Origin of the sequence: Polyangium jinanense (assembly GCF_028435265.1) — a bacterium.
Classification (GTDB): domain Bacteria; phylum Myxococcota_A; class Polyangia; order Polyangiales; family Polyangiaceae; genus Polyangium; species Polyangium jinanense.
The window spans coordinates 17,124-36,965 of the sequence record NZ_JAGTJK010000034.1 but is presented as its reverse complement, the minus strand read 5'-3'; the positions used below and the strand labels follow the sequence as shown (position 1 = coordinate 36,965).

Annotated in this window: 13 protein-coding genes; 5 read left to right on the top strand and 8 right to left on the bottom strand. The window is 68.4% G+C overall.

The window, feature by feature from the left end:
- Nucleotides 1-1,094 precede the first annotated feature (1,094 nt).
- The 5 genes from KEG38_RS38270 to KEG38_RS38250 form a co-directional block, all read right to left on the bottom strand.
- On the bottom strand, nt 1,095-2,552 hold the full coding sequence (locus tag KEG38_RS38270; RefSeq protein WP_272425381.1) for an FAD-binding protein: 1,458 nt from the start codon (nt 2,550-2,552) through the stop codon (nt 1,095-1,097).
- 85 nt (nt 2,553-2,637) lie between these two features.
- Nucleotides 2,638-3,546, bottom strand: a complete 909-nt coding sequence (locus KEG38_RS38265; protein WP_272425380.1) for a Vgb family protein — start codon at nt 3,544-3,546, stop codon at nt 2,638-2,640.
- Between the two features lie 61 nt (nt 3,547-3,607).
- Nucleotides 3,608-3,967 (bottom strand): hypothetical protein, encoded by a 360-nt coding sequence (locus KEG38_RS38260; RefSeq protein ID WP_272425379.1) that lies wholly within the window; start codon nt 3,965-3,967, stop codon nt 3,608-3,610.
- A 155-nt stretch (nt 3,968-4,122) separates the two neighbouring features.
- Nucleotides 4,123-4,284 (bottom strand): hypothetical protein, encoded by a 162-nt coding sequence (locus KEG38_RS38255; RefSeq protein WP_272425378.1) that lies wholly within the window; start codon nt 4,282-4,284, stop codon nt 4,123-4,125.
- A 338-nt stretch (nt 4,285-4,622) separates the two neighbouring features.
- Nucleotides 4,623-5,426, bottom strand: a complete 804-nt coding sequence (locus KEG38_RS38250; protein WP_272425377.1) for a hypothetical protein — start codon at nt 5,424-5,426, stop codon at nt 4,623-4,625.
- A gap of 148 nt (nt 5,427-5,574) precedes the next feature.
- Here KEG38_RS38250 and KEG38_RS38245 point away from each other — a divergent pair, with 148 nt between their 5' ends.
- Nucleotides 5,575-6,159, top strand: a complete 585-nt coding sequence (locus KEG38_RS38245) for a biopolymer transporter ExbD (RefSeq protein ID WP_272425376.1) — start codon at nt 5,575-5,577, stop codon at nt 6,157-6,159.
- Nucleotides 6,160-6,186: 27 nt separating this feature from the next.
- On the opposite strand, the gene KEG38_RS38240 is transcribed toward KEG38_RS38245, so the two are convergent.
- Nucleotides 6,187-7,479, bottom strand: coding sequence for a PAS domain-containing protein (locus tag KEG38_RS38240; protein WP_272425375.1), 1,293 nt, complete (start codon nt 7,477-7,479; stop codon nt 6,187-6,189).
- Between the two features lie 179 nt (nt 7,480-7,658).
- Here KEG38_RS38240 and KEG38_RS38235 point away from each other — a divergent pair, with 179 nt between their 5' ends.
- The gene (locus KEG38_RS38235; protein WP_272425374.1) at nt 7,659-8,246 is read left to right on the top strand and encodes a DUF1801 domain-containing protein; all 588 of its coding nucleotides are present in this window, start codon (nt 7,659-7,661) and stop codon (nt 8,244-8,246) included.
- A 16-nt stretch (nt 8,247-8,262) separates the two neighbouring features.
- On the opposite strand, the gene KEG38_RS38230 is transcribed toward KEG38_RS38235, so the two are convergent.
- Nucleotides 8,263-12,108: a hybrid sensor histidine kinase/response regulator gene (locus tag KEG38_RS38230; protein WP_272425373.1), complete on the bottom strand. Its 3,846-nt coding sequence runs from the start codon at nt 12,106-12,108 to the stop codon at nt 8,263-8,265.
- Between the two features lie 575 nt (nt 12,109-12,683).
- Here KEG38_RS38230 and KEG38_RS38225 point away from each other — a divergent pair.
- Complete coding sequence (locus KEG38_RS38225) at nt 12,684-13,487, top strand: hypothetical protein (RefSeq protein ID WP_272425372.1); 804 nt, start codon at nt 12,684-12,686, stop codon at nt 13,485-13,487.
- A 66-nt stretch (nt 13,488-13,553) separates the two neighbouring features.
- Nucleotides 13,554-14,357, top strand: a complete 804-nt coding sequence (locus KEG38_RS38220) for a hypothetical protein (RefSeq protein WP_272425371.1) — start codon at nt 13,554-13,556, stop codon at nt 14,355-14,357.
- Nucleotides 14,358-14,788: 431 nt separating this feature from the next.
- Here KEG38_RS38220 and KEG38_RS55790 read toward each other — a convergent pair whose 3' ends face one another.
- Nucleotides 14,789-18,697, bottom strand: a complete 3,909-nt coding sequence (locus tag KEG38_RS55790; protein ID WP_272425370.1) for a hybrid sensor histidine kinase/response regulator — start codon at nt 18,695-18,697, stop codon at nt 14,789-14,791.
- Nucleotides 18,698-18,810: 113 nt separating this feature from the next.
- Between KEG38_RS55790 and KEG38_RS38210 the strand changes: the two genes are divergently transcribed.
- Nucleotides 18,811-19,839, top strand: coding sequence for an oxygenase MpaB family protein (locus tag KEG38_RS38210; RefSeq protein WP_272425369.1), 1,029 nt, complete (start codon nt 18,811-18,813; stop codon nt 19,837-19,839).
- Nucleotides 19,840-19,842 lie beyond the last annotated feature (3 nt).

The following is a 19,842-nucleotide window of genomic DNA, read 5'->3' as shown; positions in this document are numbered from 1 at the left end:
CCTCCTCGAGTGGCCACCGCGCGACGATCGCGGCGCCGGAGATCTTCGCGTTCGGCTCACGCGTATCGACGGCGCCGGCGGCCGCGGCGCGGACGCGGGCGTCGGGGTCGTCGAGGAGGCTCGCAATGCGGCGGGGCATCGACTCCAAGAAGGATCGCGGCCCCCAAGCGTGGTGCAAGAGCTGGATTGCAGCGACACGGGCGCGCGGCGAGGCGGCGCGGTTCGTGGCGACATCGAGGATCCGCGCCTTGTCGACTTTCTGGCGCATGATCAAGAAGTCGACGCCCTGGGCGCGTCCGAGCGCGTCACAGAAGGATTCTGCATCGTTCGTCGTCGCGATGGCTTGGAGCGATCGCACCGCGACGAGGTTCTCCCAGCGGGGGAACGGCACCACGGCGAGTCCATCGACATCCCGTGTGTCGTCGGGCCCGACCTCGGCGGCGAGCGCCTCCACGTTCTGAGAAGGGGCGCGAAGCAGGGCGCGCACGCGGTCGGCACGCGCGATCGCGCGTTCGATCGCCGGCTCGAGCTCGGCGAGGGTCAGGGGAGCGCTTCCTCCGCGTGGATCACCGGCGGCGTCGTATGGATCGTGGCCCTGCGGGACCGGGACGAACGGTCCCGGGTTCCACCCTTGCTCGAACCGATACGCGCGGCCGTCGACGAACACGCGCAGCCCGGATTGCACGAGGTAGTGCTCCGGCATGCCGGGAGCCCGCTCGACCTTTTCGTCGAACCGCTTGAGGAAGAGGATGACGTCGGCCGAGGGAGCCCCGGGGAGCCGCCCGATGGACGGGTCGAGCTCATAGACCCCATATTCGACGGCCACCGCGTCGTTTGGCGCGAGCGTACCGCGATACGCCTTCTTCACGACGTGGTCGACGACCGCCTGGTAGGGCCCGATCCGTCGCTCGCCGGTGCGCGTCGCGAGGACGATGTGATCGCTTTCGAGCGCGAGCGACGCGAGGTCGTAGTGTTTCATCATGGCCGCCTCGGCGCGGCCAGCCGTTCCAAGCAGGAGCGCGAGCACGGCGATCATCAAGATCGACGCCCAGCGGCGGGCCCTGTGTCGGTGCGCCAAAGGTGCCTCCAGGAGCTCAGTCGAAAATGGCAGGGCCGGGCGTGAGGATGCGGCGGGGGTCGAAGCGGTGTTTCAAGTGGGCGAAGGCCGGCCACAGGGCGCCGAAGTGATCATGCCAATCGGCGGACGTGAAGGGAATGCCGCTCGCCGCATACCGTTTGCCGCCGAGATCGCGGAGGGTTTCGTAGATGGCGCGGTTCTTGGCGAGGAGAGTGGCGACGACGGGAGGGGGCGCGAAACGGAGGAGAGAGAAGAGATACACCGTGGGCTCGTCGGGGAGGGCGACGAAGGGAGCGGTGACGGCGGCGCGTTTGAACGGGTAGATGAGGATGGGTCCGCCACCCATGTCGTCGGGGGTCGTCTGGTCGAGGACGGATTGAATGAAGGAGGCCGCCTCGGAGCCGGGGACGAACATGTCGATCCACGGGTGGGGAAGCTGCCAGGCGCCGACGGACTTCAGGAGCGCGACGAGGGGGGCAATGCGGTTGGTGAAATCGAAATGGGTGAGGTCTTCCACCGTGAGGGTGGAAGGTGCGAAGGTGAGGTCGCCGGTGAGCGCGGCGTCGTCCGGGGGCTCTCCCGCAGCGTAGTATTTGACGGCCTCGATCTGATACACCCATCCACCACCTTCGGCGGGTTGAGCGAAACCTTCGAGGTAGTCGAAGCGCCCGTCGTCGATGAGTTTTTCCTGGTCGGCCATCAGGTCGACGAGGGCGGGGTACAAGGCGGTATAGCGGCGGGCCATGCCGGGGACGTCGATGAGGCGGACGCGGGCGCGGACGATGATGCCGAACTGGCCAATCCCCCCGAGGGCAGCCTGAAAGAGATCGGCGTGGTGGGTGGGAGAGCAGGCAATGAGTTTCCCCTTCCCCGTGATGATCTCGAGCTCGAGGACGTTGTCCACGAGCATGCCGTGGCGGAAAGCCTGGCCGCCGATGCCGCCCACGGAGAGGGTGCCGCCGATGCTGAGGTCGATGTGATCGGTGAGGGCAGGAGGGCTTTTGCCGAGCGGTGTCGTGGCGGCGAGGAGGTCGATCCAGCGGACGCCGGCATCGACGAGAGCGCTATCTTCGTCGATCTCGTGAATGGTGGCGAGGGAGGCCATGTTGATCACGATGCCAGCCTCGACCTGGGATTGGCCGTAGACGCTATGGGTATTGCCGATCATGCTCATCCCGCCGACCGGGATCCGGTGGGCGTTGGCGAAGCGGAGGATCGCGCGGATGTCGTCGATCGAGCCAGGGAGGAGGACGGCAACGGGGGTCTGGTGGACGATGTGGCCAAAATCGTCCGCCGCAGCGGCGAGGTCGTCGGGAGCGAAAAGGAGCTGTCCGTCGAGGGATGGGAGGCAGACGGCGTCGGAGGCGGCGTCGGGCTGGGATAACCAGGCGCGGGCAGAGGGGCTGAAGGCGAGGATGGCGGAGGCGGCGGTGAGGCCGGCGAGGAAGGTTCTGCGGGTCTGGGGCTGCGTCATGGTCGATCGCTCCTGAAGAAGGGAGAGGCGGACGGAACCAGTATAGTGGAAACGGGGCGCCCTGACAGCCGCCCTCGTGCGGGCTTCAAGAGCCGTTCGTGAAGCTGACGCGCAAGATCCGACCTATCTCCAGGGCGATCCATATGGCCCCATCGGGTCCGAGCACCAGGCCATGCGGCTCGGAGGACGGGGTTGGCAGATCGTATTCGTGGATCACGCCCTCCGAAGTGATGTGACCCAGCCGGTTCGCGCCCCACTCCGTGAACCAGCATGCACCGTCTGGATCGGCCACGATTGCGTGGGGCCGCGCAGTACGATCCGGGAGAGGAAACTCGCGCGTCGTGCCATCCGGGGTGATCCTCCCGATCTGGCCTGCGCCAATCTCGACGAACCAGAGGGCGCCGTCACGGCCGAGGGTGATACCCACGGGCGCGGCGAAAGGCGTGGGCAGAGGATGGATCGCGACCTCGCCCTCCGGCGTGACACGGCCGATGGCATTGGCCTGATTGAGGGTGAACCAGAGGGCGCCGTCGGGGCCAGCGGTCATGGCCGAAGGGAACGCGCCTTGGATGGGCAGCGCGAACTCCGTGATCGCGCCGTCCGTCGTGATGCGGCCGATCTGATCGGCGTTCATCTCTGTGAACCACAAGGCGCCATCCGGACCCGAGGCAATGCCGAAGGGACCCGCGTTCGCGGTGGGCAGAGGAAAAGACGCCATCTCGCCCGCGGTCGTGATGCGCCCGATCTGGTGATCGCCGGATCGGGTGAACCAGAGCGCCCCGTCGGGTCCCGGCGTGAGGATGCAGGGCCGAGATCCCGAGGCATCGAGCGGAAAGACGTCGAGCTGGCCTTCCAGGGTCATGCGCGCGACCGCCCCGCCGTGGACCAGCGTGAACCAAAGGGCTCCGTCGGGGCCCGTGGTGATGCCGTAAGGGCCAGCGTCCAGGCGCGCGAGGGGGATTTCCCGAAAGACGGGGCGTCCAATTCCTGCCATCGAGATCTACACCAGCAGGAGTCGCCCGGGCTGTCAACCGGGGTACGAAGACAGCCCAGCGTCAGCGATAGACGGGAGGTGCGTTTTCGTGCTGCACGAGCAGGGTGGTCATCTGCTGCCCGTACGTGAACGCGACGCGGCAGTAGACGATGCGGCCGCGGAACTGGGCGAGCGTGTCGAGATCGCCGCGCACCTCCAGCGACGGAGGATGGTCACGAACGATCAAGGAGCTTATCTCTCGATAAAACATGGCTTCCGAATAAATCACGCCGGTGTCGACCACTTGCAGCCAGGTGCCCTTGTAGTCGTTCGAGAAAATGCCGCCCTTTTGCTGCGCGATCCATACGTCGACCAGGGTGCCGTTCGCGAGGGGGACGGCCCCAGGCATGTCGATACGTACGACGTTGTTCGACGCTCTCATGTATCGACCTGTGGACCGCCCATGATCCCGTCGGCCTCTCGTAGCACGCATCCCGCGCGGCGGTCAAACCGTCCGGTGCGCGGGGCGCCCCCTCCCCTTTTGCATGCCGATCCCAGGTCCTCGCCGCGCCCTCCCCGGACCCGGGAAGGGTCTCCTCACGGCGCGCCGCCGAGGATGGGCGTCGCCGGAGCCTCGTCCCCTGCGCCTCCGGAAGCGGAACGAGCGTCGCTCCCGGGCCCGCGGGAGAGGAAAACGCCCGCGCTGATCAGGCACAACACCACCACGATGACCGCGATTATCTCGAGGACCTTCTTCATTCTCCTCCACTGCGATATCGCACCGCGACACCGCAGCCTCCTCGCCGGGACGGTGGATTGAATCTCAACAATGCGCGCGCACCGCGCCATTCCACGCGGAGCGATCCGCCTGCTCGGCTCGCGTGCGCAGCCCGTCGTCGAGCGCGGCGTAGATTGCCCGCCGAGAGGCCCCACGTCCAGAAGAATTCCCCGCATTGCGGACATTGCTTGTCCGACCCTCCCCCGCGGCGGCGAGCGCGGCGCGCGCCGATCTCCGTCCGAAGAGTTCACGAGGTGCGAGAAAGAGGTGGGTAAGCGGCCTACACGACGCGTGGAGGCGAAGGATGCGTTCGACTCTGTCAGAAGCGGATTCCCGGCCCGAGGACGCCCAGCGTCAGGGCCGTGATCGCGGCGCCCGCCGTCAACCACGCGGGCGTCGGAGCCAGCTCAAGGGGTGGTCCGACCTCCCCCCGCGGAGCCTTCACCCACGCGGGGAGCCATGCCAGAAAAAAGGTGCCTCCCAGGGTCGCGAGCGCGGAGGACACCACGTATTGCATCCCCTCGGCATTCATGAGCGCCGCGATGCTGAAGAGCACACCGCCGACCGCGCCGTAGGGAACCCAGCAGAGAATACGCGCCGCCGTCGCCCGCTCGGGGAGCTCGGTGCCCAGGTGAGGATCGAGCCGGCGTAGCAGCACGCGCAGCGCTGCGGCGGAAAGGATGGCTCCGGTGAGCGTCAGCGCGATCCTCCAGGCAAGCGGGCGCGAAAGGCCTGCGATGAAGTCGGCCCAGTCGCCATGATTCCCGAAGGGTGACGTCATCAAATAACCCGCGCCCATAAAGAGATTCGTGGCAGCGAGCAGCCAGTGTGCGTACCAGCGGTTGCTAGGCCGCCCGGGCGCGCGTGGCATGGTGGCCAAAAAGAAGGCGCCGAGGAGCAGGTTGGCGACGGTGCCGCCGGCCTTGATGGCGCGCACCGCCCATTCGCTCAAGCCCTGCTTGTCGCAATCGAACCAGGCGCTCGACATCCGCAGCGCCTTCCCGCCCACGATCAAGCAAGCTCCCCCGTGACCCACGCCCTCGTGACCCGCCGTGGCAACGAAATACGCCATCACGCCGATCACGAGGGTCGTCATCACGGTCGATCGCGTCGGGTTCTTCATGCAGAGGATCCTCGTCCGGCCGCGGTCCTGGCGGCCTCCGTCGAGGCTACAACGAGCGCGCGCCGCGGGACAACGGCGCGGCGTCCGCTCCCGCTCCCGCTCCCCCCTCCCAATCTTTCCCCGCCCTGCCCGTCCTACCCCCGGCCGTATGCTCCGACTTCTTCGCCGCCGCCCCGCCCCGGACGCCCACGTCATCCGTCCTCCGGGCCCTCGCCTCCTTCGCCGTATCGCCCTCCGCTTCTTTCAGTGCCCTCCCCGTGCGTGGCGCACGCTGCCGGGCGTGCGCGCGCCCGTCATCCTCGCCTTCATCTTGCCGCTCGCCTGTTACGCGTTCGGCTTGTTCCCCGCGTTCTCGGCCTCCGGAGAGTGCTGCAGCCCTTTGCGTCTGCCCTGCCTCCCGGCTGCATTCCATGGCGAGGACCTGGTGGACGCTCCCCTGGTCGTCGTCGATCGCCACCACGTGTCCGTCGACGGCGTCGTCGTGGCCGACACGCCCGAGCTCGGCGATGCCCTCGAGCCTCTCCACCTCGACGAGCTTCGCGTGCTGCTCGTGACCAAAAAGGAGCTCTGGAGGCAGGTCCGTCCCGACGCACCATTCCCTGGTGAGGTCCTCATCGCTGCCGCCCATGACCTCCCCATCTCCGCCGTCAAGAGCGTCATGGCCAGCGCCGCCGCGGCGGGGTATCCGCATACGAGCTTCATGGTCCAGAAGCTCTATCCCCCGGTGCGCTGAGGTCGAGCCGCCTCGGGCCGCCTGCGATTACCCGCGGCGCGATACGGACTTCATCGCGCGATCGATGCCGGTCTTGAGGCTCCCCGTCGTCACGAGGCCTCCGAACTCTGCGCCCAGGCCCACGAGGGTTTGCGCGACCTCCGCGCGAATTCCGCTGAGAATGACCTCTGCGCCGAGGAGCCGCGCGGCTTGCGCGGCGCGGAGCAAGGCGCTCGCGACCTGGGTATCCACCACGGCCACGCCCGTGATATCGAGGATGGCCACGGCCGCGCCCGTGCGGCTCACGCCTTCGAGCAGCGTCGTGAGGACCTGCTCGGCTCGCTCGGGATCGAGCGCCCCGACGAGCGGCATCGTGAGAATCTGATCGGTGATGGGGATGAGGGGCGTCGACAGATCCGCGACCCGCTGGCGCTGCGCCTCGATGATCTCTTTTTGCGACATCGTCTCGCGCAAGAGCTCCTCGGCTTGCTGGCGGTCGCTGATATCGATCAGCGTTCCGATGAAACCCTCGATCGCGCCATCCGCGCTCCTCGTCGGCACGGCCTTCCCGCTGACCCAGCGCAGGGATCCATCGGGCAAGCGGAACCTGAAGTCGATGGCGTGCTTTTGCTCCCCCGTTTTCACGATCTCGACCCAGCTCTCGACGACGTGGCTCACGTCGTCCGGGTGGACGGCACGGATCCATCCTTCGCCCAAGGCCTCACGCGCCGGCACGCCGGTGACGGTCGACCAGGTGTCGTTGACGAACGTGATGTGCCCCTCGGCGTCGGTCTCGAAGACCGCAAGGGGCAGGCGCATCGTGATCGAGCGGGAGCGCTCTTCGCTCCTGCGCAATGCGCGCTCCATCTCTCGCTGCTCGTTGACGTCGACGCAGCAACCGACCCACTTCCCGATGCTACCGTCCTCGAGCAGGTGCGGAACGCCTATCGACCAGAATTGGTGATAGAAACCGTCTCGGCCCCGAAGGCGAAACTCGACGTTGAATATGCCGCAAGTGCCGACGGCGTTCAGCCAGGCCGTCGCCGCGCGGGCGCGATCCTCTGGATGCAGGGCGTCGACCCAGCCGACGCCCTGGAGCTCCTCGACGGTTTGCCCCGTGAACGCGCACCATTCCACCGACGCGAGGCCCGACGTTCCGTCGGCGTTCGTCGACCACAAAATCTTCGCCACGGCCGCGACCAGCGCCTGGGATTGCTCCGCGCTCATGCGAAACTCGTGCCGCTCCAGCTCGAGCTCGGCGACCCTCGCCTCGAGAGACGCGATCCGCTCGTGCAGCGCGCTCATCTCGTCGGCGTGGCTGTCCGTCGTTTCGGGATCCATGGGACGACCGTACCACGATCGGACGTCGTTGGAATCACCCGTCGGCACCAAGGCGGGAGCCGGTGGGGGGCCCGGTGCCTTCCCTCACGGATCGCCAAAAACATGACGATTCGAGATGCAATTCCAGCATCGCGCGCTCGGCTTCCCAAGACGAACGTTCCTTCGGTACACTGCCGCGCATGCAGAGCAAAGCGGGCACCGTCGAAGCGTATCTCGAGAGCCTTCCCAGCGATCGTCGTGCGGCACTGGAGGCCGTGCGCGAGGTCATCCTGAAGAACCTCGATGGGGAGTACGAAGAGGGCATGCAATACGGCATGATTGGGTACTACGTGCCCCACCGTGTGTTTCCGCCGGGATACCATTGTGACCCGCGGCAGCCGTTGCCCTTCGCGAGCCTCGCATCCCAGAAGAACTACATGTCCGTCTACCTCATGGGCGTCTACGGCGATACGGACGCGCGGAAGTGGTTCGAGGACGCCTGGGCGAAGGCGGGAAAGAAGCTCGACATGGGCAAGTCCTGCGTGCGATTCAAGAAAGTCGAGGACCTGGCGCTCGACGTGCTCGGCGCGGTGATCAAACGAATGCCCGCGAAGAAGTACGTCGCGCAGTATCAAGCGACGCTCGGCGCCATGGGCAAGGGCAAGGGCCGGCCTGCGAAGGCGGAGGCGGCGACGGAAAAACCGGCGGCCAAGAAGGCCGCGAAGAAGGCGCCTGCCGCGAAAAAGGCTCCCGCGAAGAAGGCGGGCGCGAGGGGCTCGGCAGGTTGAACATGGAACCGAGGTCCTACCCGGCAGCTCGCGCGAGCACGGCGTAGAGCTCGCGGAGCTGGAATGCCTCGGCCATCGCCCGCACCTCGGCCGCCCACGCGGAGAACCGCGCGTCCTCCTCTTCGATGGCAGCAAGCGCCTGCAAGAGCTCCGGAATTCGCCCCCGCTCGGCCAGGTCGAGGAGGCGCGCCATCACCTCCCGAGGCGGCTCGATGCGTGGCGCGGGCGTAGGGTCCTTCTCGGCCTCGTCCACGACGCGCGGAGCGCGGATCCACGTGATTTCGAGGCGCCGCGCGAGCACGTCGAAGAGCGCCGGGAGGCGCACGGGTTTGGGGAGGAATTCGTCGCAGCCCGCGTCCTTGGCGCGCTTTTGTTGCGCCTCGTCCACGCTCGCGGACGAAGCCACGAGGGGCAAACCGGCGAGCGCAGGGAGACGGCGAAGGCGCCGCGCGACCTCGTCGCCGGGGAGGTCCGGCAATGCGAGGTCGAGGATCACGAGATCGGGCCGCCGCGCCTCGATCTGGGCGAGGGCCAACGTGCCGTCCTCGGCCAGGAGGACCTCGAACCCGAGCGGACCAAGCGCGTCCCGCAGGAATACCCGATTGCCCTCGTTGTCGTCGACGACGACCACGACCCGCCGCGCTCCCTCGTAGCCCGTGATCACCTCGGCGGGGTGCGCCTCGCCGGCCGACTCTTTTTCCGCGACGACGGAGAGCGGCAGCGCCACCGTGAACGTGCTGCCCTCGCCGAGCGAGCTTTCGACGTCGAGCCGGCCTCCCATTTGCTCCACGATCTTGCGGCTGATCGAGAGCCCGAGCCCGACGCCCTCGGCGCGCGCTCCCCGATCGCCGGCCTGCTCGAAGGGATCGAAGATCCGCGCGAGATCCGCTTTCGCGATCCCCGGCCCCGTGTCCTCCACGCGAAAAACGAAATCACCGCCGCTCGTATCGACCTTCAGGGTGACGCTCCCCGCGCGGGTGAATTTGATGGCATTGCCGAGCAGGTTGAGCAGGACCTGCGTCAATCGTTTCTCGTCGACCCGGGCCCAGACGGGCAGAGCCTCGGCGGGCATGTAATGAAAACCGAGCCCCTTCTGCTCCGCGCGGACCCGGCAGAGATCGGCGACGCTTTGCAAGAGCGCCGGGAGGTGGACCTCCGCCGGGGCGAGCTCCATCTTGCCCGCCTCGATCCGTGCGATGTCGAGGACATCGTCGATGAGCGCGAGCAGGTGCTCGCCCGACCGCTGCACGACGTCGAGCCCCGCGTGGTCCTCCCGCGAGAGCCGCGGGGACCGGGCGAGGATCTGCGTATACCCGAGGATGCCATTGAGCGGCGTGCGCAGCTCGTGGCTCATGCCCGCGAGGAAGCTCGATTTCGCGCGGTTCGCAGCGTCGGCCGCCTCCATCGCCGCTTTCAGCTCGGCCGTCCGCTCCTCCACCTGCGTTTCGAGCTCCTCGTTGCGCCTCGCGAGCGCCCGGAGCCTCACCCGAACGCCTCCGTACACGAGCGCCGAAGCCGTCAGCACATACCCGAGGTAGGCCCACCACGTCCGCCACGGCGCGGGCTTGACCTGGAACGCGATCGATACGGGCCCCGCCACGTTGCCGGCATAATCGCGGCCCCACGCCTGGAAGGTGTACGCCCCCACGGAGAGGTTCGTGTAACGCGCCTTCGTGTCCACGGTCCAATCGCTCGGCGAAGGGTCGAAGCCCAGGAGTTGCATGCGATATCGCGTGTCGGGCGCGCGAAAAAAGGAGAGGAGCGAGACGTCGAAGGCGACCGTGTTCTGATCCCAGGGGAGCACCGCCTCCGGCGCGAGCGCCCCGCCCGCCGCGCGGACCGCGGAGAGGACGAGGGGCTTCGGCGTGACGTCCTCGATTTCGCCCGCCGGATCGAAGACGGCCGCGCCTCCCACCGTGCTGACCCAGATACGGCCGCGGCTATCGACGAACGAGCCGTTCTGCTGGCACTCGTTGCTTGGCAGCCCATCGTCGGTCGTGAAGGTGTACAGGGAAAACTCCGCCGGATCGTCGGGCGTGGGCGCGCGGGGCGTGAGGCGCGCGACGCCGCGCACCGTGAAGAGATACGTGCGCCCCCGGCTGTCGGCGCGCACCTGCACGATATCGTCGCTCGGCAGCGCCGGCCGGCTCTTCGTGTCGAGCCGCTCGAGCCACACCTCGGCGTCGAGGTCATACCGCGCGACGCCGGCGCCCAGGGTGCCTATCCAGAGCACGCGCGCCCCGCGCGTATCGCGTAGCTCGGCGAGGGTCGTCACAAAATTGGAGCCGAGCGGCGTGTTCGCCGTGGTGTAACTCCTCCACGCTCCGTCGTCGAGGCGCGAGAGGCCCTTGAGCGTGGCAAACCACGTGCTCGTCCCGCCTCCCGGACGTGGGGTCTCCAGAATGGCGTGTACCTGGTCGTCGAGGAGCGGGGAGCTCCCCTGCTGAAATACCTGCCACGTCCCGTCTTCGTCGAGGCGCCCAGCGCCGACCGACGCCACCCAGAGGCCGCGCCCGTCGATCGACTCCTTCAGGTCGAACACGTTGCTTTGCAGGATCGGCACGTGGCTCGCGCCGTACGTCGTCAGCCGACCGGCCTCCCAGCGGTGGAGTTTGCCGCCGTCGTCCCCGAACCAGACCACCCCGGGCTCCCGTCGAGAGGGTAGGAGGGCCGTGATCATCGACTTGTCCGACATCTCGGGCGGAAGGACCGGAGACATCCCCTGCTCCGAGAGCCGGAACAGCTTGTTGTCCGCGCCCATCCAGGTCTCGCTCCTGCCCTCCGCGTCCCGCACCTCGCCGAGCCCCATGCTCGTGCCGGAGAGCGGTGAATTGCGCGGCGTGAAGGCCACCCACCCGTCGTGCCGGAGTTGCCCGAGCCCGCCTGCGCCCATCCAGAGCGTGCGGCCGGTCGCCGCGACCGCGAGGACGACGTTGTCGGGCAGATTGGAGTTTGTCGTGGTGAGCGTCGCCCATTGCCCCTTGGAGAAGCGGGCGAGACCGCCGCCATAGGTGCCGGCCCAGATCGTACGTTCTCCCGAACCATCCACCGTCTCGGCGAGCGCGCGGATCGGCACACGAGGCGCGTGCGGGGATTCCGGCCCGACACGCTCCCACCGGCCGTCCGTATATCGGAGGACGCCGGAACGCGCGGCCGCCCAGAGCTCGTGCTCGCCTTTCCCATCGGCGGTCTGCAAAAGCGAAAAGACGCCTTGCACGTCTTCGACTGCGCCATCCGCCTCGAAGGGCGCGCAGCGTCCCTCCTCGCAATGAAAGATTTCATCGACGCCGACCCAGAGCGTCGGCTCGCCAGACGGCAATGTACCTTCGAGGAGCGAGTAGATGTCCGGGTACTCGAGGCCCGGCCCGAGCTCGACGCGGTGGAAACGCCCGCCGTCGAACCGATACAGCCCATGGGTGCTGCCCACCCAGACCGCGGGCCCACGGCGTGATCCGAGCATGGAACGGATCGGATACCCACTCGGGAGGCCCTCGGCGGCCCCGAACCGCTGAAACGCCCCGTCGGCAAACCGGAAGACAGCGCCGTCGACCATGCCGAACCAGACGGAGCCGTCCTGCGCCGCGGCGATTGCCTGGACCCAGCTCGGCGAGCCGCCCGTCGGAATGGCCAGGGGCGTGATGCGCTGGCCATCGTGGTAGGCCGCGCCGCTCTGCGTGCCGATCCACATGCGGCCGCCGCGGTCGAAGGTGATGGCGTTGACGACGCTATGGGGGAGGCCCTGGTCGACGCCGAAGACGCGGATCGTAGGCGTGCCGAGCGCGGCCGCGTCCGCCGCGGAGGACGCACGAGCTAGTGTCGCGGCGAGCGCGAGGGCGAGGACGGCAACGAGGCGGCGGGTCACGCGGGTGGATGGTAGTCCCTGCGAGGTCGAATGTCCTCGGTCCACTTGCCCGGGATCCATAGGACTCTGGTCCCATGGCGGGATCTTTCCTGCAGAAGACGCCGCCGAAGCGCTCGCAGCGCTCGGCGACATCGTGGACGACGACCGGCGGGCCGCGACGATCATCCAGCGCATGCGCGGTCCGTTACCGGCTTCGGAGGAGAATGGTGCGTAAGGGGAGCGCGCCTCGTCCACGAAGGCGAGCTCCCAGAGCCGTGCGGTCTTCCGTACCCGTGCATCGATATCCGGCGGTGGGGGGAGGCGCCCCGGCTGATCAAAAGCTCGCTCGGTTCCCAGGCGCATCGTGAGCCCCCTGGCTCGTTTTCCATTGTCGTCCAGTCGGTCGACGTGCGATTCGATACTCCATGCAAGCAATGACGAGACACCGCTCGGCAATGCTGGGCGTGCTGGTGTTGGGCTTTGGTGGAGCAGGGATGACGGGGGCGTGCGGGTCGCCTCTCGATCCGGGACCTGTCGATTCGTGCCCGACTCCAGCCGACACCCCGACCGACACGTCGACCGAATGCGCGGAGCCGATGCCCAAGCCGTGCATGCTTTACCGCATCCCGCTCGTGGGAAACCCGAAGGAGGACGTCGCGCTGCGCAGCAAGTACATCGCCGCGTTCGGCAGCGCTTGCTACATGTCCGAGGCCGGTTCGTTCGACTGTTTTTACAAGACGTGGGAGGCAGCGTGCGCCGATGCCGCGAAGATCGGCGAGGTGTCGGGAAATGCGCCGTACGACACAGGCTACAAGTGCCAGCCCGTCGGCAACGGTGACTACACGCTGCAAGTCGGCTCGGATGTCGCGAACAAGATCCTGATCAACTACCAGGCCGCGCCGCTCCAGACGTCGCTCATCGAGATCAAGAGCGTCCCGACGGAGGTGAGCGGTCCGTACCGGAACTTGGTCGAGGTCACGACCATCAAAACGGACAAAGGCTTCTACTGCTCCAGCGGCCAAGTCAACGAAAAGGGCGAGCCCCTCAACCAGAGGGAGTGGGTCCTCCAGGTCAACCGCAAGGCGCACAAGGGCGAGATTCACTCCGATCTCGCGGGCTTCACGTGGCCTTGCGAGGATGAGAACTGCAAGCCAACGACGTGCACGGAGAAGCTCGTCCTCCTGGATCCGGATGATGACAAGACGCCTCGATACGACCCCGATCGCGCGGAGGTGCACCACGTGGTGCCCATGAAGGATCTGCGCAGTTGCCCGTGGGGCACGAACGCGTACAAGAACGCAGCCGTCATCTCGCGGAGGCTCAATCGATTTCTCTTCAACAAGGTCCCGCCGGAAAAAGAGGTGGCGCAGATCAACAAGGTTCTGCCGTACACGCCGTGACGCGGTAGGCGGACGCAGGCGGCGAGCCCGTTGACGCCGAGACCGACGAAGTCTAGGCGAAACACCATGATCGAACGGGCCACCCCTCACTTCGGGCGCCTCGTCTTCGACCGAGACGCCATCGTCCGCGCCGCGCTGCGCGCGTACGTCGAGACCTACCTCAAGCGGATCGCGCGCTTTTGGTATCCAGCCTCCGACGGCGCCGAGTGGATGGGCGACCCGAAGCGGGGCGCCATCTACAACGACGACGGAGAAGGAAACTACGAGGTTGTCGCGTGGACCGAGGCGGGCGTCGTCGGCCTCGCGTGCGAGATCGGGGCCGGGTCGATCGAGCAGCTCGGCCTCTCGCTCGATGCGGTGACCGGCGGCCCGGACGACGTGCGCGGGGCCGTGCCGGGGCTCCCCGCCGAGCTCGAGCCCGCGTTCGTGGTGGCCGTCGGCATGCTCGACGTGGGGGAAGAGCATGGGGAGAGGCGGGCGGGCGTGGGCTTCTGGCTTCATGGCGATCGCGTCGGCGGCACGCTCCTCGCCGTCGACGATCCGTATCGGGCCCACGGCGCCGTCCGGCTGGCCGCGTGGGGCTTGCTCTACAACGGGCGGCTCTTGCCGCTGTCGTGTGAGTCGTATCGTCCACGCCCCGGGTGGATCGTGACGTACCACGACCGCCCGCAAGACGCCCCCGCCCACGCGGTCATCGACGCGGTGGTCGACCGGAGGCTCGCTGGCCCCACGGAATTCACGCCCGCCGAGCTCGAGACGCTCCTTCTCCCCACGCCCGACCCGAAGCGCGTACGTGGCGCTCAACGCAGGCTTCAAAAGGTCGGCATCACCTGGCCCGGCTCGCCCGAGATCCCCGAGGAGCCGACATAACGGGCCAACCCCTTTTTGCGGTGACTCGTCTCCCCAAATGAAGGCGCAAGCTCCCACCGATTGACCTACCTCGTCGCAAAGCGGCAGCGGTGGCGGTAGCGCGAACGGCAACTTCGGACTCCGCGCGCGCGTCCACGCACCTCGCGAGCACGTCCACGGACCCCGCAAGCAAGTCTTCGGACGCCGCGAGCACAAGCCCGGCCTGCTCGCGACGTTCGAATCGACGATCCGGTATCACGCGCTCTACGCGGACAGGAGCGCCGCCACCCGGCGCAAGAACCAGGAAAGCGCAGCCGCGTCTGCCGCGGAGCCCACGAACGAAGCATAGAGCCCCGGGCGCCACGCCCCCGCGGGACGCCCTACCGCGCGCCTACAAGAGCACCGCGCATTCGATCCCGTGAGCCCACCACCCGTAAAACGGGGGGCTACGCTCACCCCGATGCGAGCTTCTCGCAGAGCTCGCGAAGGCGATACGTCTCGGCCAGCGCGCGCACCTCGCTCACCCACGCAGAGAGCCGCGCGTCCTCTGCTGCGAGCCCCTCCAGCGCCTGCAACAGCTCCGGGATTCGTCCTCGTTCGGCGAGGTCGGACAAGCCCGCCACCACGTCCGCGGGTGGCTCGATCCGGGGCGCGGGCACCTCTTCCCGAGGAGCCTCCCCCATCACGCGCTGCGTGCGGATCCAGGTGAGGCCCAGGCGCCGCGCGAGCAGCGCGAAGAGCGCCGCGAAGCGCACCGGCTTGGGGAGGAACTCGTCGCAGCCGGCCTCCTCCGCGCTTCGCCGCTGCGCCTCGTCGCCGCTCGCGGAGCAGGCGACGATGGGCATTGCCTCGAGCGCGGGGAGCTGACGCAGGCGGCGCGCGACCTCGTCGCCGTGCATGTCCGGCAGGACGAGGTCCAGCATCACCAGATCAGGCTTCCTTTCCTCGACCAGCGCGATGGCGCGCGCGCCGTCCTCGGCCTCCTCCACCAAAAATCCGAGCGGGCCGAGCGTGTCGCGCAAGAGCGTTCGGTTGTTCTCGTTGTCGTCGACCACGAGCAGCACCCGCCGCGGGCCCTCGTAGCCCGTGATCGGCTCGGAGGGGCGCTCATCGACGGCCGTCGTCCGCTCCGGAACGTCGGGCAGGCGGAGCGCGACCGTGAACGTGCTGCCCTCGCCCAGCACGCTCCGCACCTCGATCCGACCGCCCATCTGCTCCACGATGGCGCGGGTGATCGACAGCCCGAGCCCCGCGCCCTCGGCGCGCGCGCGCCGATCCCCCGATTGCTCGAAGGGCTGGAAGATGCGCGCGACGTCCGCAGGCGCAATGCCCGGCCCGGTGTCTTCGACGTGAAAGAAAAATTCCTCGCCCCGAGCCTCGACGCGGAGGGTGACGCTCCCCGTTCGGGTGAACTTGATCGCATTGCCGAGCAGATTCAGGAGCACCTGGGTGAGCCGCTTCTCGTCGGCCCGCACCCAGGTCGGCGCGCCCTCGGCGGGCAGGTCATGAAATGCGATCCCCTTGTCCTGCGCGCGCACCCGGCAGAGGTCCACCACGCCCTGCACGAGCAGGGGCAAATGGACGTCGCTCGGGGCAAGCTCCATCCTGCCCGCTTCGATCCGGGCCAGATCGAGCAGGTCATCGATCAACGCGAGCAGGTGCTCGCCCGACCTCTGCACGACGCCGAGCCTTTCGTGGTTCTCCCGTGAAATCTCCGACGATCGGGCGACGAGCTGCGTGTAGCCGAGAATGCCATTGAGCGGCGTGCGCAGCTCGTGGCTCATGCTGGCGAGGAAGCTCGATTTCGCGTGGTTCGCCCGGTCGGCCGCCTCCTTGGCCGTTTTCAACTCCGCCGTGCGCTCCTCGACCTGCTGCGCTAGCTCCAGGTTACGCCTGGCAAGCGCCCGGAGCCGCACGCGCACCCCTCCCCAGACGAGCCCCGAGAGCGCGAGCGCATACCCGAGGTAGGCCCACCACGTCCGCCACGGCGCGGGTTTTACCTGGAAGGCAATCGAGACCGGCCCCGCCACGTTCCCGGCATAGTCGCGCCCCCAGACCTGGAAGGTGTACGCGCCTGCGGAGAGGTTCGTGTAGCGCGATCGAGTGTCCGTGGTCCAGTCGCTCGGCGCCGGGTCGAAGCCGATCATCTGGGTGCGCAGGCGCGTGTCGCGCTCGCGGAAGAACGACAGGAGCGCGTAATCGAAGGAGACGGTGTTCTGGTCCCACGCGAGCGCCGCGCCGGGATCGAGCGCGAGCGCGCCCCCCGCCGCCCGCGCCGAGAACAAGGCGAGCGGCTTGGGCGTGACGTCCTCGATCTCCTCGGCCGGATCGAAGACCGCCGCGCCGCCGGCCGTGCCCGCCCAGATGCGGCCCCGGCTGTCGACGAACGAGCCGTTCATATTGCACTCGTTGCTCGGGAGCCCGTCGTCGATGGTGAAGGTGTAGAGGGAAAATTCCGCGGGATCGTCCTCGGTGGGCGCGCGGGGGGCGAGGCGCGCGACGCCGCGGTTGGTGAAGAGGTAGACCCGGCCGCGGGCGTCCGCGCGCACCTGATAGACGGCGTCGTCCGGCAAGGCCGGGCGGGACTTGGTGCCGAGAGGCGCGCGCCACGCCTCGGCGTCGAGGTCGTAGCGCGCGACGCCGCCGCCCAGGGTGCCGATCCAGAGCACGCGCGCGCCACGAGCATCGGGCAGCTCGGCCAGCGTGGCGACGAAATCCCCTCCGAGCGGCGCATGGGCCGACGTGTAGCTCGTCCACTGGCCGTCCTCGAGCCGGGACAACCCGCGGCGCGTGCCGAACCACGTGGTGATCTTGCCGCCCGGGCGGCCCGTCTCCAGGACGGCCGTCACCCCGTCATCGAGGATCTGCGAATTGTCCCGCCTGAGGACTTGCCACGCGCCCTTGTCGTCGAGGCGCGCGGCGCCGCCGCCCAGCGTCGTGACCCATAACCCGTGCCCGTCCAGCGACTCGCGCGCGTCGGTGACGTTGCCGCGTGGCATCGGGGAGCTCCGCGGGTCGTAGGTCGTCAGGTGCCCGTCCTGAAAGCGGTGGAGCTGCCCGCTGGCGCTGCCAATCCAGACCACGCCGAGCTCGCGACGCGAGGCGAGGAGCGTGGTGATGCTGCTGCCGAGCCCCCCCGGTGTCTCGGGCTCCGTCAGCGTCGAAAAGCCTCCCGCAGCGTACCGGATCACGCTGCCATCCATGCCGAACCACAGCTCGGGCGCGCCGCCCTGGGCGTGCACCTCCGTCATCGCGTACACGGCGCCGGCGAGGGGCGAGTTGCGCGGCGTGAACGCCGTCCACCCCTCGTGCCGCAACCGGGAGAGCCCGCCGTTGTTCGTGCCGATCCACAGCACCTGCGCCCCGTGCGCGCCGCCGCTCGGCGCAAGTGCCATGACGTAATCGTCCGGCAGGGCCCCGCGCGCCTTGTTCGACACCGCCCACGTGCCGTCGTGCAGGCGTGCGAGGCCGCCGCCGAACGTACCGATCCAGAGCGTCCGTTTTCCGGTGCCGCTCACCGTCTCGCCGAGCGTCCGCACGAACCCGGCCGGCAATGGTGAATTCTTCGTCGTGAGCTGCTCCCAGCGCCCGTCTGCGTAATGGGCCAGGCCCTCCATCGTGCCGACCCAGAGCTCGGGCCGGCCCCCGTCGCCGACGGTGGTGAGCAGCGCGGTGACGGTGGGATGGGGCAAGCCGTCCGCCTTGGTCGCGAACGGGGCGCAGCGCCCGGCCTCGCAATGCAAGAGCCCGCCGGTCGTGCCGACCCAGAGCGTCGGCTCGCCGCTCGGCAACCGGCCTTCGCGTACGGCGTCGACTCCGACGCGCTCGAAGCCCGGCCCGAGCTCGACCCGGCGCAAACGCTCGCCCTCGTCGACGCGATAGAGGCCGCCCTGCGTGCCCACCCAGAGCACGTGGCCGCTCCCCTCCTGCGTCTCCACGATCGTGCGCACGAGGCCGCCCCCGGGGCCCTCGGCCGCCACGACGCGCGTGAACCGTTCGCGCGCATAGCGGAAAACGTCGCCCATCTCGAGCCCGAACCAGACGGCGCCGTCGTGCGTCACCGCGATGGCCGTCACCCAGTTCGAGGCCGCCGCCTGCGGCAAGGGCAGCGGCGTGAAGCGCCGACCGTCATAAGAGGCGGGGCCGGCCTGGGTGCCGATCCACATCCGCCCACCGGGCTCGAAGGCGATGGCGTTGACGCTGTTCTGCGGGAGGCCGTCGTCCGCGCCGAAGGAGCGAATCGTGGGCGCGCCGAGCGTGACGATGTCGGCGGCGGAGGATGCGCGCGCGAGCGACAGGACGAGCGCGCTGGCGATCCCGGAGAGTACGCGGCGATGGCGGGAGGAGGGTCGGAGGGTCACGCGGCGCGCATCTTACGCGCACGACGGCTCTTGTGGCGCCCGTCGACAGCGGCATCCGTCGGAGCGGGCCACGAGTTGCGCAGACACAACCGTTCCGTGCATCATGCGCCCCCATGCACCCCCGGCCGAATCGAACCCCGCTCACCCCCGCCGCTCGCAGCGAGCTCGCCGCCGACGCTGCCCGCCTAAAGGTCTGCTTCGAGCATGTGCGCGCGCACGCTCGCGGCGAGGTCGAAGGCCTGTTCGGGCCGGGCTCGATGACATGGCGCGTCTGGCGCGAAGGCTCGTGGGTCACCTCCATGATGGCGATGTTGCTGCTCGAGATTGCCCATCCAAGCGTCGGGGCCGGCGTGGTGCAGAACAGCAACTTCCAGAACGACGTGATCGGGCGGGCGCGAAGGACCGTCGCCTCGACCGCCGCCTGGGTCTTTGGGGATCTGCAGACCGCCCTCACGACCAGTTACAAGATCCACAAGCTGCACGCCCGCGTGCGCGGGACCATCCCACCCGAGGTCAGCCCGCGGCTCGCCGGGCAGCCCTACCGCGCCAACGACACACAGCTGCTCTTCTGGGTTCATGCCACGATTGTGGATAGTGTCGTGAAGATGTACGAGTCTTTCGTGGAGCCGCTCTCCGCTGCGGAGCTCGAGCGCTACCATGAAGAATCGAACCTGCTGGCGATCCTGATGGGCGTACCCCCCAATGAGGTGCCGGCCACCTGGGCGGACTTCCGTGCCTACATGGACCGCATGCTCAACGGCGATACGCTCGAGGCTGGCCCAGCCGTCCGCAAGGTCGCTCATGCTCTCTTCAATACCTCGGTCACGCGTGGTCCGCTCGACGAGGCGCTGACCCTCGGGCTGCTGCCGCCGCACCTGCGCGAGGCGTTCGGTCTGCCCTGGGGACCCCGCTGGCAACAAGCGCACGATACGCTCTTCGCGGCGCTGCGCGCCGGCCAGCGAGCGCTCCCCGAGGCGCTACGTTACCTGCCCGGCTACCATCAGGGATGCCTGCGTGTCGCCGTGGCCCGGGGCGAGCACCTGCCCTGGGACGCGCGGCTCGTCAACGGGCTGGACCGCTGGGTAGACCTCCCATGGAGCCTCAAGCCCATTCCCATTCCAGACATGGACGACGATATCTGATGG

Excerpts from the sequence above, each read along its gene's own strand:
- KEG38_RS38210 (WP_272425369.1), top strand. The coding sequence starts at position 18,811 with ATGCACCCCCGGCCGAATCGAACCCCGCTCACCCCCGCCGCTCGCAGC.
- KEG38_RS38240 (WP_272425375.1), bottom strand. The coding sequence starts at position 7,479 with ATGGATCCCGAAACGACGGACAGCCACGCCGACGAGATGAGCGCGCTG.
- KEG38_RS38255 (WP_272425378.1), bottom strand. The coding sequence starts at position 4,284 with ATGAAGAAGGTCCTCGAGATAATCGCGGTCATCGTGGTGGTGTTGTGC.
- KEG38_RS38270 (WP_272425381.1), bottom strand. The coding sequence starts at position 2,552 with ATGACGCAGCCCCAGACCCGCAGAACCTTCCTCGCCGGCCTCACCGCC.
- KEG38_RS38235 (WP_272425374.1), top strand. The coding sequence starts at position 7,659 with ATGCAGAGCAAAGCGGGCACCGTCGAAGCGTATCTCGAGAGCCTTCCC.
- KEG38_RS38220 (WP_272425371.1), top strand. The coding sequence starts at position 13,554 with ATGATCGAACGGGCCACCCCTCACTTCGGGCGCCTCGTCTTCGACCGA.
- KEG38_RS38245 (WP_272425376.1), top strand. The coding sequence starts at position 5,575 with ATGCTCCGACTTCTTCGCCGCCGCCCCGCCCCGGACGCCCACGTCATC.
- KEG38_RS38250 (WP_272425377.1), bottom strand. The coding sequence starts at position 5,426 with ATGAAGAACCCGACGCGATCGACCGTGATGACGACCCTCGTGATCGGC.
- KEG38_RS38260 (WP_272425379.1), bottom strand. The coding sequence starts at position 3,967 with ATGAGAGCGTCGAACAACGTCGTACGTATCGACATGCCTGGGGCCGTC.
- KEG38_RS38225 (WP_272425372.1), top strand. The coding sequence starts at position 12,684 with ATGCCCAAGCCGTGCATGCTTTACCGCATCCCGCTCGTGGGAAACCCG.
- KEG38_RS38265 (WP_272425380.1), bottom strand. The coding sequence starts at position 3,546 with ATGGCAGGAATTGGACGCCCCGTCTTTCGGGAAATCCCCCTCGCGCGC.